Annotated in this window: 17 protein-coding genes; 3 read left to right on the top strand and 14 right to left on the bottom strand. The window is 31.0% G+C overall.

What is annotated here, in order from left to right:
* Positions 1-269: 269 nt before the first annotated feature.
* The 9 genes from I6L50_RS18825 to yqeK all read right to left on the bottom strand — a co-directional run bounded on the left by I6L50_RS18825 (position 270) and on the right by yqeK (position 9,504).
* Positions 270-3,440, bottom strand: coding sequence for an ATP-binding cassette domain-containing protein (locus I6L50_RS18825; RefSeq protein WP_219302326.1), 3,171 nt, complete (start codon positions 3,438-3,440; stop codon positions 270-272).
* A gap of 79 nt (positions 3,441-3,519) precedes the next feature.
* Positions 3,520-3,999, bottom strand: a complete 480-nt coding sequence (locus I6L50_RS18820; RefSeq protein WP_219302324.1) for an SRPBCC family protein — start codon at positions 3,997-3,999, stop codon at positions 3,520-3,522.
* A gap of 436 nt (positions 4,000-4,435) precedes the next feature.
* A complete protein-coding gene (locus tag I6L50_RS18815; protein WP_219302322.1) occupies positions 4,436-4,999 on the bottom strand; it encodes a class I SAM-dependent methyltransferase in 564 nt (187 codons plus the stop codon).
* A gap of 190 nt (positions 5,000-5,189) precedes the next feature.
* Positions 5,190-6,038 (bottom strand): GNAT family N-acetyltransferase, encoded by an 849-nt coding sequence (locus I6L50_RS18810; RefSeq protein WP_219302320.1) that lies wholly within the window; start codon positions 6,036-6,038, stop codon positions 5,190-5,192.
* Positions 6,039-6,065: 27 nt separating this feature from the next.
* A complete protein-coding gene (locus tag I6L50_RS18805; protein ID WP_219302319.1) occupies positions 6,066-6,806 on the bottom strand; it encodes a class I SAM-dependent methyltransferase in 741 nt (246 codons plus the stop codon).
* A gap of 14 nt (positions 6,807-6,820) precedes the next feature.
* Positions 6,821-7,456 (bottom strand): SDR family oxidoreductase, encoded by a 636-nt coding sequence (locus tag I6L50_RS18800; RefSeq protein ID WP_219302318.1) that lies wholly within the window; start codon positions 7,454-7,456, stop codon positions 6,821-6,823.
* A gap of 16 nt (positions 7,457-7,472) precedes the next feature.
* Complete coding sequence (gene mtnN / locus I6L50_RS18795) at positions 7,473-8,183, bottom strand: 5'-methylthioadenosine/S-adenosylhomocysteine nucleosidase (RefSeq protein ID WP_002032255.1); 711 nt, start codon at positions 8,181-8,183, stop codon at positions 7,473-7,475.
* Between the two features lie 24 nt (positions 8,184-8,207).
* Positions 8,208-8,882: a DUF3885 domain-containing protein gene (locus I6L50_RS18790; protein WP_219302317.1), complete on the bottom strand. Its 675-nt coding sequence runs from the start codon at positions 8,880-8,882 to the stop codon at positions 8,208-8,210.
* A 13-nt stretch (positions 8,883-8,895) separates the two neighbouring features.
* Positions 8,896-9,504, bottom strand: a complete 609-nt coding sequence (gene yqeK, locus I6L50_RS18785) for a bis(5'-nucleosyl)-tetraphosphatase (symmetrical) YqeK (protein WP_219302316.1) — start codon at positions 9,502-9,504, stop codon at positions 8,896-8,898.
* A gap of 197 nt (positions 9,505-9,701) precedes the next feature.
* Here yqeK and I6L50_RS18780 point away from each other — a divergent pair, with 197 nt between their 5' ends.
* The 3 genes from I6L50_RS18780 (at position 9,702) to I6L50_RS18770 (ending at position 12,742) form a co-directional block, all read left to right on the top strand.
* Entirely contained in the window at positions 9,702-10,397 is a 696-nt protein-coding gene (locus I6L50_RS18780) for a response regulator transcription factor (protein WP_002016575.1), read from the top strand.
* Positions 10,387-11,544: a sensor histidine kinase gene (locus I6L50_RS18775; RefSeq protein WP_219302315.1), complete on the top strand. Its 1,158-nt coding sequence runs from the start codon at positions 10,387-10,389 to the stop codon at positions 11,542-11,544. The genes I6L50_RS18780 and I6L50_RS18775 overlap by 11 nt, the downstream gene beginning before the upstream one ends.
* Before the next feature lie 181 nt (positions 11,545-11,725).
* A complete protein-coding gene (locus I6L50_RS18770) occupies positions 11,726-12,742 on the top strand; it encodes a D-alanyl-D-alanine carboxypeptidase family protein (protein ID WP_219302314.1) in 1,017 nt (338 codons plus the stop codon).
* Between the two features lie 57 nt (positions 12,743-12,799).
* Here the strand turns inward: I6L50_RS18770 and I6L50_RS18765 are convergent, their stop codons facing one another.
* The 5 genes from I6L50_RS18765 to I6L50_RS18745 all read right to left on the bottom strand — a co-directional run bounded on the left by I6L50_RS18765 (position 12,800) and on the right by I6L50_RS18745 (position 15,600).
* Positions 12,800-13,258: a DinB family protein gene (locus tag I6L50_RS18765; RefSeq protein ID WP_219302313.1), complete on the bottom strand. Its 459-nt coding sequence runs from the start codon at positions 13,256-13,258 to the stop codon at positions 12,800-12,802.
* Positions 13,242-14,000: an alpha/beta fold hydrolase gene (locus I6L50_RS18760; protein ID WP_219302312.1), complete on the bottom strand. Its 759-nt coding sequence runs from the start codon at positions 13,998-14,000 to the stop codon at positions 13,242-13,244. The genes I6L50_RS18765 and I6L50_RS18760 overlap by 17 nt, the downstream gene beginning before the upstream one ends.
* Positions 13,993-14,553: a nucleoside/nucleotide kinase family protein gene (locus I6L50_RS18755; RefSeq protein WP_219302311.1), complete on the bottom strand. Its 561-nt coding sequence runs from the start codon at positions 14,551-14,553 to the stop codon at positions 13,993-13,995. Before I6L50_RS18755 ends, I6L50_RS18760 begins: the two co-directional genes overlap by 8 nt.
* 49 nt (positions 14,554-14,602) lie before the next feature.
* The gene (locus tag I6L50_RS18750; protein WP_374108394.1) at positions 14,603-15,121 is read right to left on the bottom strand and encodes a GNAT family N-acetyltransferase; all 519 of its coding nucleotides are present in this window, start codon (positions 15,119-15,121) and stop codon (positions 14,603-14,605) included.
* Positions 15,122-15,243: 122 nt separating this feature from the next.
* Positions 15,244-15,600, bottom strand: coding sequence for a hypothetical protein (locus tag I6L50_RS18745; RefSeq protein WP_088009004.1), 357 nt, complete (start codon positions 15,598-15,600; stop codon positions 15,244-15,246).
* Positions 15,601-16,591: the final 991 nt, after the last annotated feature.

Genomic DNA, 16,591 nt, shown 5'->3' with positions numbered 1-16,591 from the left:
TAACGATTTAAAACTAACCCTAACAGATAAATGTATTTACATCTTAGAAATACTAACAAAACTTAAACATAAATGCCAACCTGTAATACCTTTCAGTTTAAAATTTAAGAATAATTTATATTGGTATTACAAATAGATTTTTCTTGCTCTATTATTTATCTACCTTAACACGTTTAAAGAAACTCTTCTTCAACATAAAAACTCATTTGCAGATTATTGCAAATGAGTTTTTAATCCCTAACTAATCCCTATTTTTTATTCTTCTTAATTTAATTATTTTTCTCCAGACATTCATAAACCGCCATCATATCTCGCTTATTCAACTCACGAATTCGATTAAATATTAGAATGTCTGCAACATCCTCAGTTCGTAAGCTTTCATCCACAACATCACTAACTTTTCCAGTTAACCATGTTTGCACATCTATTCCATCAACGATTTCTTTAAGTCCTTCATCGTTAATACCACTTGCATTACAAGTTATACATGGAATTGTTAATTTAAACACACCATCATGTAGATTATCTTCGGTTATAACTTTCTTTCCGTTACAGAATGGACACGGGTTGCTTTTTTTAATTTTATTAATTTGGGTAACTAATTTTTTGTAACCAAATGCTTCGTATACATATGTTAGTTTTTTATATTTACCATTTGTGAAATACTTATCTAGAATTGTTTCTCTTGTTTCATAAACATTAGGAAAATCACAAATAGTTACTTGATTGTTGAAGCAAATGGATTCTATATTTCCTTTTATTTCGTCCCAGAATGGTAAAACATTTTGTAACACCATTTCATAATTTGAAAAGCTTGCTTGTTCTAATTCAAACATTTTCAGTGCGACTTGTATATTTCTAGGTAATAAAGAAACATCTTCTGTCATAATCATATCGTCACCTACGATAGATTTCAATTTGACGAGTACAGGCAAATCTCCTACAATTTTTAATACTTCGTTAAGCGGCTGATTAATAATTTCACGAATATCTGTATCTCCAAAATTAAGTGGTTTATAGTGATTTAATAAAGTCCCCTTACAAATTGGACATGTCATCATTTCTTTAGAAGTCTTAATATCTTCTTTAATAGCTGCTTTTGAAATAACAATATACCCGCCAATAATCGTATTAAATCCTACCCATGTTCTACGTGTCTTTCCTTTCTTATCATAAAAGGACTTATCAAAATAGCCGTACCAAAATGTATGTTTCTCTTCCTCAGACATATCATTATAGCTTTTCGTCAAATCATGACCAAGCTCATTTTTAATTTCTTCAAATAGAAATTCTATTTTTTCATATTGATAAAATTTTAATACTTTCATGATTTCCGGATCGAATAGACCATCCCAAAATGGAACGTTTTTATCTTGAATTGTAATTTCTTTATCAAAAACTTCAATTTGAAGACGTCCAGAACAAGATGGGCAATGATTATCCTGAGAATAGAAATCGAAACTTCTCGTATCTTTATTAGTCGGATGAGCAGCTACAATATGATTGATTAATCCACCAATTTCATATAAGAAACTATATTGACTATACAAATGTCTTTCAAGATCAATAGCAACTACAGGTGCAATTGTATCAGATTCGTATTCACCGTAAATTAAACGAGCCATTGATGATAAGCTTTTTAAAATACCGCCCTTATAAACGTTTTCAGCATTTTTAAAATAGTTAATATGATTTTCTTTTAAATAGTGAACTCCTTCTTTACGCTTAAGCGTTGAAGAAATGTGTATTTGTTCAGCATTATTCACACTGCTTTTTTGACGATAATAATCCTCATGACTTACTACATCAAGATGCTTTATAGATTCAACCTGTCTTTTTCCAAAATCGACAATATAATCAGAGCTTTCTAGCATGTAACTGTTATGCTCAATCATTATGATAGAGACTGATTCATCTTGCAATATCCCTCTAACACTATCTATAAATTGATTTAAAATATTTTGAGATAAACCTTTTGAAGGCTCATCAAAAATAAACAATGTATGTGGATTTCTTGTTTTTGCAAATAACTCAGAAACTAGATGAACACATTGAAACTCACCCGTTGATAATGTTTGTGTTTTTCGTTCTAATGTTAAATATCCCAGTCCTAATTTGATTAGTAGGCTCAAGCGTTTATACGCAATATCTTCATTTGGAATTTCATCGATAATATCCTCAATTGAGCGCTCAAAAATATCATCAATTTCTTCACTATACTTTGTCAGTTTCTTTTTAACATCTAGGAAAGTTGCTACAGTTGATCGACTTGTAATCGATTGGTTTCGATCTTGCCCTACCATAACTAGTTTATCTTTTGGATATCGTTTCAAGAAATCTGTAGCTAAACACTCATTGACAAGTGTAGATTTCCCGCATCCAGACTCTCCTGTAACAGTTACAAGTCTATTTTTAGGAATTTGAAACTCCACCATTTGGATATTTCGGCAATATAATTCATGGAATGCATAATATTCTGTTGGCATTTCGTAATTTCGTTCCGATAGTATTGGTTTTGGTCTTGGTGATTCTTTCACGATTTGTCCACCATATTTTCCGCTACCAGGTCCGAAGAACATTTGCTCATCTGTTGTATCCAGTACTGTATCTGAATGATCAATGAGCCAGATTTGATTTTTACACCCTAATTGCTTGATCTCTTCTAATATTTGTAATAATGTTTCATTATCAAGTCCAACTGAAATCTCATCAATAATAATTACAGTATTTTCACTAACTGCCATGAATTCAGCTAAGTAAAGTCGTGTTAATTCTCCACCTGACAACGTACCCATAATTCGATTTAATGTTAAATAACCAATGTTCATATTGATAATATTTTGCAATATATGTTGTTTTGCTTCACTAATATTTAATTCTTCTGCTAATGAAAGAATAGATTCAACACTTAAATCGTTAATATCCGAAATTGTATGTGATTTAGCAAATAACTCAATAGTACGTTGTTCAACTTCTTCACTATAACGTTTCCCCTTACATTTTTTACACTCAATATTTTTAGTAGTACCACGCCCTTTACAGCCAGCACACCAACCTAATTGATTATTAAATGAAAAGACTTCAGGAGAAAGATTAAATTCTTCCGCTAGTTTTTCACGAATCTCTTTAAAAACACCTGTATGAGTACCAATCGTCGAACGCGGATTAGAAGAAATTGATGATTTCCCTAAAAAAAGTACTAAAGGCATTTCCTCCATCTTAATGGCACTAAAATTAGTTTCCATAATATTAGGAAATAAATATTGATATTCAGCCTTTGGCAATAAGGAAACTAGACGCTTCTTTGATTCTTCACCAATTGTTTGACAAAGAGTTGTTTTTCCAGATCCAGATAAACCAGCAATACCAAGTGATTTATTAAACGGAATAACAGTATCAAGTTTATTTATGTTATTAGCAATTAATTGATTTACTTTCATATTGACCTCTATTCTTATTTTTCCACAAAATCATTTTTATAATATAATAATTATATAATAAATACCATGAATTTAATCCCTAATCTTTCAACTCATCAACCTTAACCTTATAATTATCAAACCAATATTCCCACTCATCTTTTGAAAACACCTTCTCTTCTCCTTCTAAAACTGAAGAAAAAAGGTCAAGACAAATATGCCAACCAGCTATATCTTTCGGTGTATGGTCAGTTAATTCATGAATGTATTCTTTAAATAGTAAAAGAGAACCATTTTCCTCTTTATGTATTTCAAATCGGACACGATCTTTATCCCATGTGAATTCAAGTATTGAATTTAGTTGGCACTCCAAAATATCAATATTTAAAAATGAACCATCCATCATGTCGAACTTTATAATTCCACCTGTTTTAAGATTTTCAATCTGTAAATTAGACATCCATTTTTTAAGCTTGCTGTTTTCAGTTAAAACAGACCAAACTTCCTCTATTGTATAAGAAAATTGGCGTTCAAATTTCACAATATAGCCGTCAGTTTGTTTCTCTATTTCAGCCAACATATTTATTGCCTCCTACTTGTATATAGAATATATGTTCTTATTTTACACGAATTTATGTATAAAAGAAATCTCTATGGCAATGAAATATTAATTTAATGTGTGAATGATAATTTGAACATTGATTTATTATATATTCTCTCCATATGTTTATTACAATAGGCGTACCTCAACATTTTCACAAAAAAATTCAACATGAGAAAACGTTGATTTATTTATTTTATATAATATTTCCATTAAATATTTAAAAGCAATTTCCTTTAAGATAAATGGTGTTAATAAGAGCTAATATAGTATTCAAATCAAGTTATGTAATGTTCAAAATCACTTATTATGTATGTTTGCTTCCATGTTAAACGTAGGTTTACAAAACAAATAAAAAAAGCCGCATTTGCGACTCATGAACGGATAGAACTAATACCTATTTTAGGTGAATGACTTACCTTTTAATCGCGTCAACAATTAGCGATGGAAAACCAAGTTTATCGCCTCTATTTCTAGAATCATACCTTTTTGAACGGAAAATAACGCCGCCATTCGCATCCCATTCTGTGTAATAAAATTGACCATTTTCATCACAATATTCAAGTAAAACTACCTCAAATCCAGCAATTTCAAACATTTTCGTTAATGTTTTATAATTATGTACGATTTTATGGCTTGCAGCTGGGTGATCTTTCGGACCAGGCCCGCCTATTTGAACTATATTTTGATATGCTTCATCTCGGAAAAACGCATCAGGAACACCACACCGAATATGCCCTGCTGGCTTTAAAAATTTATAACAAATTTCAGCTGCTTTTACACCTTCTTCAAACGTAAGGTGTTCCCATACATGCTCAGCTAAAATAGCTGAAATGGAATTGTATTCAAATCTTTCTTCCCAAGTGGTATTCTCTAGTAAATTAAGTTCATCTTCTTGAGTTTGAACCCAACCTGGATTATTATTAAACACTCCAGCTCCGACTACTACTTTAATTTCGTCTTGCTTAATTGCCATCACTTTCACCCCATAAATCTTTTAATGTATTAATATATTCTATGTTTACTATATATTTTCCTTTTCAACTAAAGTGCCAGTTAGCTCAATAAGATAGGTGACAAAACTTCTGTTGTTTTTACTTATCCTCCCACATACAGCAAAAACGTTTATAGTGCAAAATAAAAAGCGCAAAGAATAATTCCTTCCGCTTTTATAGCAATAAATACATTTCATATTGTGCTAAAGAATTCTTTTCAAATCCAAATTTCTTTAAAAACCCTTCCAGTAAATTGTTGTTTGGAAACCCAATTGATAAACTTGATAACTTTAATTCTTCACTTGCTACCTGTAATAATTTCGTCCCAACACCAATATTTCTATAGTCTTTGTCTATGAAAATAAAACTAATTTTTCCTTGTTCATTTACACATACAGAACCTTTTATATCACTATCAACATATGCACCGTAAGATGTATGATTTGTTTTTTCGATATAATCAATATCATTTTGCCAATTTATATGGAAGTTTAGCCATTTCTGAATCTCAACTTTAAATGTTGGAAATTCTAATTGTTTTACTTCAATATTTTTATTACCTTTATTCATTATTTTAGTTAAATCATTTAAATTATAATAAGAAAGATCATATACTTTTTCATAACCTAATTTGTTGTAAAAATGAATCGCCCGATCGTTTCCTACAATAACTTCAAGAAAAAGCTGCTTACATTTATTTTGTGTCGCTTCTTCTTTATGTAACTCAAATAACTTTTGACTTACACCAATGCCTCGAAACTCTGGATGAACAGCTAATGTTCCGCAGCGCATTGTTTTTATACTTTCATAAACCTTTATACCACCAAGTATTACACCAACAGATTTGTCACCGTCTAACGCAATAAAGGAGTGTTCCAGTGAATTCCCTTCTGGTCCAAAAAATCTTTTAATAAAATCTTCTTTTGAAACTTCCATTTTAATAATGTAATCTGAAAATCTATCCTTAAAAGCTTTATACACTAAATCTATACTTACTTCACTACATCTTTTGTATTGAATCATATAAGTATAATCCCCCGCTTTGACTCGTTATAAACTGCATTCAAATACATGAAATGGATTACCTTCACTATATCCATCTTTTATTTCATGAACAACAATTTGACTAAACCCATTAGTAATAAGTATATTTTCAAATTCTTTTAAATCATATAGTCTTATAGGAAAATCCATAATCTCTGTTTCTACTATTTTCTCATCATGAATGATTTCATATTTCAGTATAATATTTAGAAGTTTTTGCGCCTTATCACATGAAACTTTTCTATACTCAACAATTAATTCATCGTTAATTTCTTTTCTATTTGTCTCCATCCAATCTAAAATTTGTTCTGTCTCACTTCCACCTTGTACAACTGTAAGAAGTAATTTTCCATTTTCCTTTAAGTTGTTTTTCATATTTTGAAGACTATTGTCTACTAAATTATTTGGTAAAAGTGAAAATGAACCGATAGGAATCATAATAAGATCGTATTTTTTATCACTATGATATTCTTCTATTCTTCCTTGTGACACGACCGGTTTTAAGTTTAATTTTTCTGCTTTATCTTTACAAACTTTAAGCATATCTTTCGAAATATCGAATCCCTCTATATTCACACCATTTTGCATAAAAGGAATTAACATTCTACCATTTCCGCACATTGGTTCTAACACATGTATATTTTTATCTTTTGCAAAAGAAAGATAAAAATCCAATTCTTTTCCGGCTGCAATTGATTTATCACTTTCATATATCTTTGTACAAAGTTCTCCATAATACGTATGCAATTATAATTCACCTCTTAATTTGAAATGAGTGGACATTTTCCTACATATGTCTCACTATTTACTTGTTTTATAACAAACGGTGCAATATCCCCATTTTGAATTTTGATTCCTGGCATATCTACTAAACTCTCTTTAATATCACCAGTACCATTTCCTTCTATAACAAAGGGTAATCTAACAATTGTCCAAGCTACTTCACTACTTTGTATAATTTGCAATTCTTTATATTTATCCTGCATCATCTTTGGAAGAAATAATCGAAACAAATTAGCCCCTATTTTATTTGCAATTCCCTTCTGATCTCCTTTTACATTTAAGGAGCCTCCAGAAATAAGAATATAGCGCTTCATTTCATATTCCTTCATTACTTTTAAAATATGCTTCGTAACTGTACTAAAAATATAAGGTTCATTTTTCGGCTGACCCACCGCATTAATCACAGCTTTACACCCTTGAAGTAATTCCTGTATGACTGAAAAATTGCGGGCATCCCCACTGATAGTCTCTATATTTTCATTAGTTATCGTCATATTTTTAGAATTTCTCGTTAATATTCGTACTTGATAGCCCTTTTCTAACGCTTGATTTACGAGGTATTTTCCGACTTTTCCATTCGCACCAAGAATCGCTATTTTATTTGTAGCTTTCATCACTATACTCCTCTTACTATACATTGTTAACTACAGTAATCTCATAAACACGTAAAAAAGTAATTAAATGCTCACACGCTCGTTCACATGCTAACATTTTAAAAACCTTTTGTTCTTCTTTCGTTTTGTCATTCGCTTGATCTGAGGCAGCTTTCAAACATAGAAATGGTTTGTTATTTACACGACATACATAAGCAAATGCTGCCACTTCTTGATCAACGGCTAAAGCACCGTATACAGTATGAAGTAAATACCTCATTTCTGAACTTCGAATACGTTGATCTCCAGATAGAAATGTACCAAAATGGACCGGGTCATACGAACGCAATTTCTTCATTCGTTTTACGAGTGATTTAGTTGTTTCAATAGGTGCTGTTCTACCATCATATAGATTAAAACTATCTTCTCCTGAACCAGCCGCTGTAACATCATGCTGTAAAGTATTAAGAGCTACAACGATGTGTCCATTTTTCACCTTATCTGATAAACTCCCGCAAATCCCTGTCATAAATAACTGGTCTGGCTGGAATTCACTTATTAATAGTTGTACACAACTAGCACAACTTACTTTACCGACACCAGTTACAACTGAAATAACTTCTAATTCATTAATAGAATGAAAATGAAATTCCCAAGCTGCTATTTTTTCTACACGCTCACTTGGATAATGTTGATGCAAATACGTAAGCTCTGGTTCCCATGCAGATACAATTGCGATCCTTTTCATTACACACTTCACTTCCTCCTATTTTCATGTAAATAAGTCATCTATACTCTCTCGTTCATATTCTGGTATCCACTCTTTATACTTCTCATATAAATCCCGTATCTTTTCTTTATTCTTCGCAATTACTTCACATCCTCTATCTTCATAAATAAACATGATAATATCCTTTGTTACATTTATAAAAAATACATCTGGATATGAAATTTCTTTTTTTCGCCCTAGACGTGGACGTAGGTCAGGGAAATCTTCATGATTAACAGCTTCAATAAGCGGTTCATATTTAATATCTTCTGCAAAACATTGTAAAGAAAATTGATATGTACAATATAAGTCAGCTTCTTCATCTTCAAATAGAAAAGGGAATGTTTCTTGTCTTATATGAAACTTTAAATCCCTCTTTTTAATAAACCTATTGTATACATTTATTTTCTGCGCATTTTTTATATTTTCCTGTTTAAATCGATAAACATTTGTGACTAAAAAGACGGTATCTTCTTTTGAAAATATATCTTTAAATAGACTTTTATTATACCTATATAGTTGTGTGAAATATTCCATATTATACGTGTTACCATCTTCTTTGAATTGATATTTATCTTTCCCAAAATCAAAATGAAGATGATTTTCCCACTGAAAGTATATGGACGGTACTAATGTAACTCCTGGGAATGCTTGATTCATATATTCTTTTAATTGCATTTTTATACCCTTTCTACTCTACAATTTCTTTTAAATACCAATATGCTTCTTCTAACCACGGGTGTATGACTTTTAATGTATCTTTTCGTTCCCACAAATATGAAATATATACAAAAGCAGCATGTTCTAAAGAGTTTCCTAAAGCTTTTTTTACATTTATCAAATATGGAGGTGTCCCTATTTGATCCCATTCTAATTTATCAGCAATAAATAATACTAAATCCATCTTCGTTGCATGTTTATGCAAAGTAGTGTGGCAACAGATAGCATTTAAAACTTCTTCATCCTCTATTTTAAATATCTCTTTTGCAATTACTCTCGATAATTTTTGATGAATAATCATTGGAAATTCTCTTTCTTCTTGTAATATTTCTATTCCAAATTTTTCAGCAACTGCAATCCGCTCCTCGTTCGGAAAGATTGCACTAATATCATGTAAACATCCTGCAATCGCTGCTTTTTCTTCATCTTCATAAAATATTCCCGCAATTTTTCTTGCCTCATTTGCCACACGAATTGAATGTTTATATGTAAATTCTTTATTGTATTTTAATAGAAAAGCTTTAATATCATTTTCTATTTTTCCAGTTGGAGTAAATGAATATATATCATTATATAACATAGCAAGCCCCCCTTATAACTATCTTTCAGTATAATGTGGAGTTTAAATATCCTTCTTATTTTATATTCGTTATGAATGTTTTAATTCCTTTTTAATACGATACATGAAATTTTATGTAGAAACATTACTACAAAATACATAAATGTTTGATATTATAGTAATGTTGATTAATTGTAAGGAAAGGAACTAACTATAAAATGAATAAAAACATATTAATTATTGATGATGATAAAGATATTGTAGAATTACTGGCTGTTTATTTACGAAATGAAGGCTATAACATTTATAAAGCTTATGATGGTGATGAAGCATTACAAATGATATGTACATATGAAGTTGACCTTATGCTTTTAGATATTATGATGCCAAAACGAAACGGATTGGAAGTTTGTCAAGAAGTGCGTGAAAATAATACTGTACCTATCCTTATGCTTAGTGCAAAGGCTGAAGATATGGATAAAATTTTAGGACTTATGACCGGTGCAGATGATTATATGATTAAACCGTTTAATCCACTAGAATTAGTGGCTAGAGTGAAAGCTTTATTACGAAGATCCTCTTTCCAAAATGCTACTTCCCAAAAGAATGAAGATGGTATTATTCGTATTCGTTCTGTTGAAATACATAAACATAATCATACTGTTAAAGTAAATGGAGAATATATTAAACTCACCTCTATCGAATTTGATATTTTATATTTACTAGCGAGTAATACTGGAAGAGTATTTAGCTCTGAAGAGATATTCGAACGCGTTTGGAATGAAGACGGTTATGGTTCTAATAAAACGGTAATGGTCCATATTAGTAATTTACGCGATAAACTTGAAACCGTAATGAATGGTGAAAAACTAATTCATACGGTTTGGGGAGTAGGATATAAAATTGAGAAATGAAGCATTTGATATATTAAAAGATATACCAAAGTGGAAGCTTATTTTTTGGCTTTTATTAGCTATCACTCTTACACCAATTACCGAATTAATTATATTTCGCCTCGTAACGAGTGTAATTGAGAGTTCACTTACTCTAAGCGAACTAGGAAAAGAATTCATTAGAATTTTTGGCCATGAAAAATATATTGGATTAAAAGAGTCTTTATGGATGATGATTGTATCTTATTTGTTTTTATTTTCTATTTTCTCATCCTATTTATACATTTTTTATCGTCATGAAAGAAAGGTTTACTATGAAACTTGTATAAAAAAAATGATTGAAGAAATTCGGTATATTGCAAGTGGAAACTTTAATCATAAAGTTTCCATCGTACACCATAATTATTTAGAAGAACTGGCAACTGGGGTCAATCAAATTATTGAGCAATTAAAAGTATCAATTGATGAAGAAAGACAGGCAGAACAAGCAAAAAGCGAACTTATTACAAATGTATCACATGACTTACGAACCCCTCTTACATCTATAGTTGGATACGTAAATTTAATCCATCATGATAATTATAGAGATGAAGTAGAATTACGATACTATATTCAAGTCATTTACGATAAAGTAACTCGTCTTAATGCATTAATGAATGACTTGTTTGAATATACACGCGTTCAAAATAAAGAGTTAAGTTTATATTCTGTTCCTATTGATATTGTAGAATTGCTTGGACAATTAACTGTCCAATTTCGGATACAGCTTCAAGAAGCTAATATTGAATGTCGCCCTTCTTTCCCATCTCAAAAGCTAATGGTACTAGCTGATGGGGATAAATTAGTACGTGTGTTTGAAAATCTAATCATAAACGCTATTACTTATGGAAATGATGGAGATCATATTGATATTACTGCTTACGAAAGCAGTAACATGATTACAATTGATATAACAAATTACGGACAACCTATCCCTAGTACTGATTTACCTCATATTTTTGAACGTTTTTATCGTGTTGAAAAATCACGTTCAACAAACACTGGTGGATCTGGGCTCGGATTAGCAATTGCAAAAAGTATTGTTGAATTGCATAAAGGAACAATTGAAGTATATAGCGATGATAAAAAAACAACTTTCACTGTAAAATTACTCCCTTATAAAGCTTAATACCACATATTTATAGGTTCAATTTTTTATCATATAAGAAATTGAACCTTTTATATTCCATCAATATCCAAAATTAAAGAATTCCTTAAAATTCTTTAGAAATTCTTTACCTTTTCTTTCTTCCTAATTAAGCATTCCTTTTTACAATAATATTATTGATGTAATAGTAGGAGGATCGCTAATGCAATTCTTAAAAAAAATAACAGTTTTATTATTATCTTTTCTTATTACTGCACTTATCGTTTTATATTTTTATCTTTATGTAAATGGTCCAATTATTCAAGCTAAATCAGCTATTTTAATAGATACTAATTCTGGTGAGATTGTTTATAAAAAAAATGAAGAAACTCCTATACAATCAGCTACTTTATCTAAATTAATGACAGAGTATATCGCACTGGAACAACTGAATGAAGGAAAAATACAGTTAGATGAATTAGTAAAAATAAGTAACGAAGTTTTCCGAGCAGAAACGAGTCCTATACAAGTAACTTCCAAAGATAAAACGACGGTTCGTGATTTACTTCATGCATTGTTTTTGACAGGGAATAATCGTTCCGCACTTGCCCTTGCAGAACACATTGCTGGAAACGAAGATAACTTTACACTTTTAATGAATGACAAAGCAAAACAACTAAAGTTATCACAACCATCCCCGTTTCTAAATGCTACTGGAATTAATAACGATACGAATAAACAATCAACTACAACATCGATAGACGTCGCTAAACTAGCAATACAATTAGTAAAAGACTTTCCAGATGTATTGAATGTTACGAAACTAACCTCTTACCAATTTACCTTCAAAGATTCAAAAGTTTTCAATACAAATAAAATGATATATTCCCTTAATAAAAACATTAAACTCCAAGGTGTTGACGGCTTACAAACTAGTTTTTCAACTAATGGTAATTATAGTTTTGTCAGTACAGCCACACGAGGAGATACTAGACTTATTTCAGTAATATTAGACGCCGGTGATGAAAACAGTACTTTTATTGAAACAAAAAAGTTACTTCAGTACGGTTTTGATCCTTCCTCGTACTCTGCACTCCAAGCTTTTAAAGATGCTGTTACATCTTGGACAATATTGTTTCAGTTTAAAAATTTAATCATACAAACGATTATGATCTTTTTCATCATTACAATCTTAATGTTTTTATATATACGTCAAAAAAAAGCCGAGGATTTTAATTAAAAATTCTCTTTAATATAAAAACCGACTTGCAATACAAATGCAAGTCGGCCTCTAAATTTATAATCGCCTTCCAATTAAATTTGCTGAAACAGGCTGAAGATTTAGTTCTCTCACCCATATAGATATCTGACCAATATGATGAATTTCATTTACAATTACATGCCTTAAAACTTCACCGTATTTATATGTTTTATCTGTCCATGAAGCTTTTAATATCTTATATTCTAGGTCACCAGACCATATTTGCAAAAACTCTTCTAATTCTCGTCGATATGAATTAGATAGCGCTTTCACTTTTTTGATTGATTGATAATCTTTAAACTGTGGTTCGTTATCCTCTTTTTCTTGAAGCGCACTAATCCAGCTATACTCAACATCTACAATATGGAAAAGTGTTTCTAAAATACTCCCAACACCTCCAACACGTTTGCGAAGCAATTCTTCCTCTGTAAGTTGTTCACACCATTTAAACCAATCCTGTCTTACTTGCCAATTATACCTAAATAAAACTAGCACATTTATCACTCTCCATATCTATTATCCACTTCACAGCATCGATTACATAATGTGGCTCATCTTTTTGAATATAGTGACCGCTATTTTCTGCAATAATAAATTTATTACTGGTTGATAATTGTAATAATTCTTCTTGCAATTGTAACCATTTCAGTTGTGCAGCTGCTGAATAAAAATCTTTTTTTCCAGCAGCTAACACGACAAGTGGAATATCTCTCATTGACTTACAATGTCGATCTGCTTCACCTAGACTAAACATAAACTCTTCATATGAACTTTCATATACAAATTGTTTGTAGTAAGCTTCTTGAAATTCTGGAGACATTATTGGCAAAAAATCTTCTTTATAATTTTCTGTTGTCGAATCAACTAAAACTACTCCCATCGTATCTTCAGGATAAAAAGTTGTAAATAAACGTATATTTATACCCCCAAAGGAATGTCCTACAAAAATATAGGGTGGCTTAAGTTGTAATTGTTTTAAGCAAGCTCTTAATTCTTTTACCATTTCAGAACTAACACGCCGCTTGGAACTCTTCCCGCTTTTTCCTAATCCAGCTCTATCATATGTAAGTACCGTCCCATATTCCGTCAGCCCTTCCGCAATACGATCCCATGCCTTTGAATAATCACCATAACCTGCTTCCATTATAATAACAGGCTGCAGCTTTTTTCCTTGGAATATTTTCGTATATATTTTAAAGTCATCAACTTGCACATATTCTTCTATACATTTAATCATTGACGATCACTTCTCTCAGATTAAGTTCCTCTACAATTTGATCAATTATTTCACCGACAGGTAAAGATCCATCCAGAACAATATCTGAATTTGGCTTTACAGTATGAATCGCCTCCAAATAAGCTTTTCTAGCATATGTTATATAATGCTTTAAATCATTATGTATTTCGTCCATTGTACCTTCTTTAAAATCTCGCAAAATTCTTCTAGCCATTGCGATATCTAAAGGCGTATCGATAAATATAGTTACATCAATGAATTGTCGCATTTCACTATTTAAGTATGCAAAAGGATAATCTACAATAATATAATCTACATTACCATCTCGTATAAGATGCTGAATATCATGAATTAATGGTGTAAGTACCCATTCATCATAATTAGCTCCATCATCAATCCATTTACAAATATCTGCGGGACAGTTATCAAATTTATATCTATCAAAATATAGAGCCTTTGAGTTTTTCAACTCATGAGCTAAACTTTCTGTAATGGTAGTTTTACCGCCCCCTGAAACAGCTGCAATTGAAATTATTTTTGTTTTTTTATTCACGATTCCGGCTAAACCCCTTTTGTTAACATAATATAATTATAAAATACTATTATTTATTGTTCCATTCATATTCTAACATACTCATTTCCCATAAATTCCAATACGTTTCTCCTACTCTTTTTGACTCTCTTAATAAACCTTCTTTTACAAAACCTATTTTTTCATAACAAGAAATAGCTGACTTATTAAAGTCATAAACACCAAGAGTTACTCTATGTAGTTTTAATTCTTCAAAAGCAATACAAAGTACGGCTTTCATCATATGTTTCCCTATAGAACGCCCTCTCATTTTCGTATTACCAACTAGCACTTTTCCAATTCTAGCAGACTTATTTATATTATCTATTTGTCCAAGAGAAATATGACCAATAACTGCTTTAGTCTCTTCATCTATTATTTTGAATGCCAGTGTGTTTGCACTTTCTGTATATTTCTCTAATTGCTGTTCATTTAAAGGATATGTGAATGCATTTCCCGACCATTGTATTAAAAATTCTTCGGAATTAATCCAATTTATTAATTGTTTGAAATCAGATTTTTTAAAGGGCACTAATTGAATCACTCTCATTCTCCTTTCGTACATCACTCTTTATAGCCTCAAACCTATTTCTATATAAAGAATATATTCTCCTTTTATACGAAATTAAAATAAAGCCATTCATAAGAATGGCTTTACAAAAAACAGCATAATTATGCTTTATTTGCTACGTCAACACCATTAAAATCAAACTCAGCGGTAACCGTTGTAACAGGAGGGAAAATTGCTTCAATTTTGCAAATGGAGATAATTACTCCAACAGATCCAGGAATAGCTGCAAGCTTAACAACATCACAACTTACAGACAAAACAGTACCTACATAAGTACGTCCCTCTGTATTAATTTGAACTGTTTGATTAATTAATTTCTTAAGCTCATCTCTAATTCCTTGTACACAAGAATTATCACATTTCTCATGCTTTTCTTTTTTACACTCTTCGAATATTTCCAAACAATCATCCTGTTTACATGTACACTTCTTTTTACAATTATTAAATCGAGAACCCAAAACCTCACCCCCTAATCCTTTCTATTAGTAAAGTATGTCCAATAGCTTAAAAGTGTACGAGACGAAAGCATAAAAACAAAAAAACAAACACTTGTACTAAACCTTCTTTTTATATACTAAAAACGAAATTGCGTCATTTATAAAAACACCACTGATCTATTTTGTTAATAAAAAATAAAAAAGCGGACACCAAACTACAGAGCAATATAACAACGCCCTTTTTAGTTTGATGTGCACTGGTTCTTCCAGTAGGACTAAATGTATAATTATTATTACAGCATTTTCTCATATTTTAGTATATTTCTTATTAGAAAAGAATTATTTTATATAGATTACTATAAGCATCCATAAAGCCAAGGCGCAAATGATAGCGAGCGCTATACGTGTAGATAGAACCCTTAATTCAAAGTCTGTTTTCTTGGAGGATTCAGGATATGCAATTATGTAGATCCCCTTTAGAACAATTCCAGCACCTTTATATAGGCCAAATTCTGCTCTTTATTCATACAAACATGGCATATTCAATGCCCATCCTTAATCAACATATTTCTCTACGAAATGAAATTTTTATATCATTCTTCATTATCATCTACCCGAATCGACCGCAGTCGCTATGTACTATCACCGTACACTTTTTCATAGTTTGGAGCTAACATGCACCGAAGCCAACCTAATGATTTATTCACCCTTTCACTAACCTCTAAAACTGTCCCCTCTTTAATAAAATAATCACCTTGATAAAACGTTTACTCGTTTGTCCCATGGAATCATCATTATTCCCGACCCTATTAAAATAGCGTTTTTGTTTCAAATGATGCTCTTATTAATTTGGACGCATTTACCAGTATATTTACCAAAAAATTCATGATATCGTTAACTAGTCGAGTACGTCATTACTTGACGATTACCCTTAGGAGCCCCGCAGACAATCGGGGTTCCTTTTATTTAAATAAGGATTTTGTTTAAACTTTACAAAACTCACCTATATTAA

The organism is Bacillus sp. FDAARGOS_1420 (assembly GCF_019344915.1).
Lineage (GTDB): Bacteria > Bacillota > Bacilli > Bacillales > Bacillaceae_G > Bacillus_A > Bacillus_A mycoides.
The sequence above is the reverse complement of the archived record's forward strand: the minus strand, read 5'-3'. Positions and strand labels throughout refer to the sequence as shown.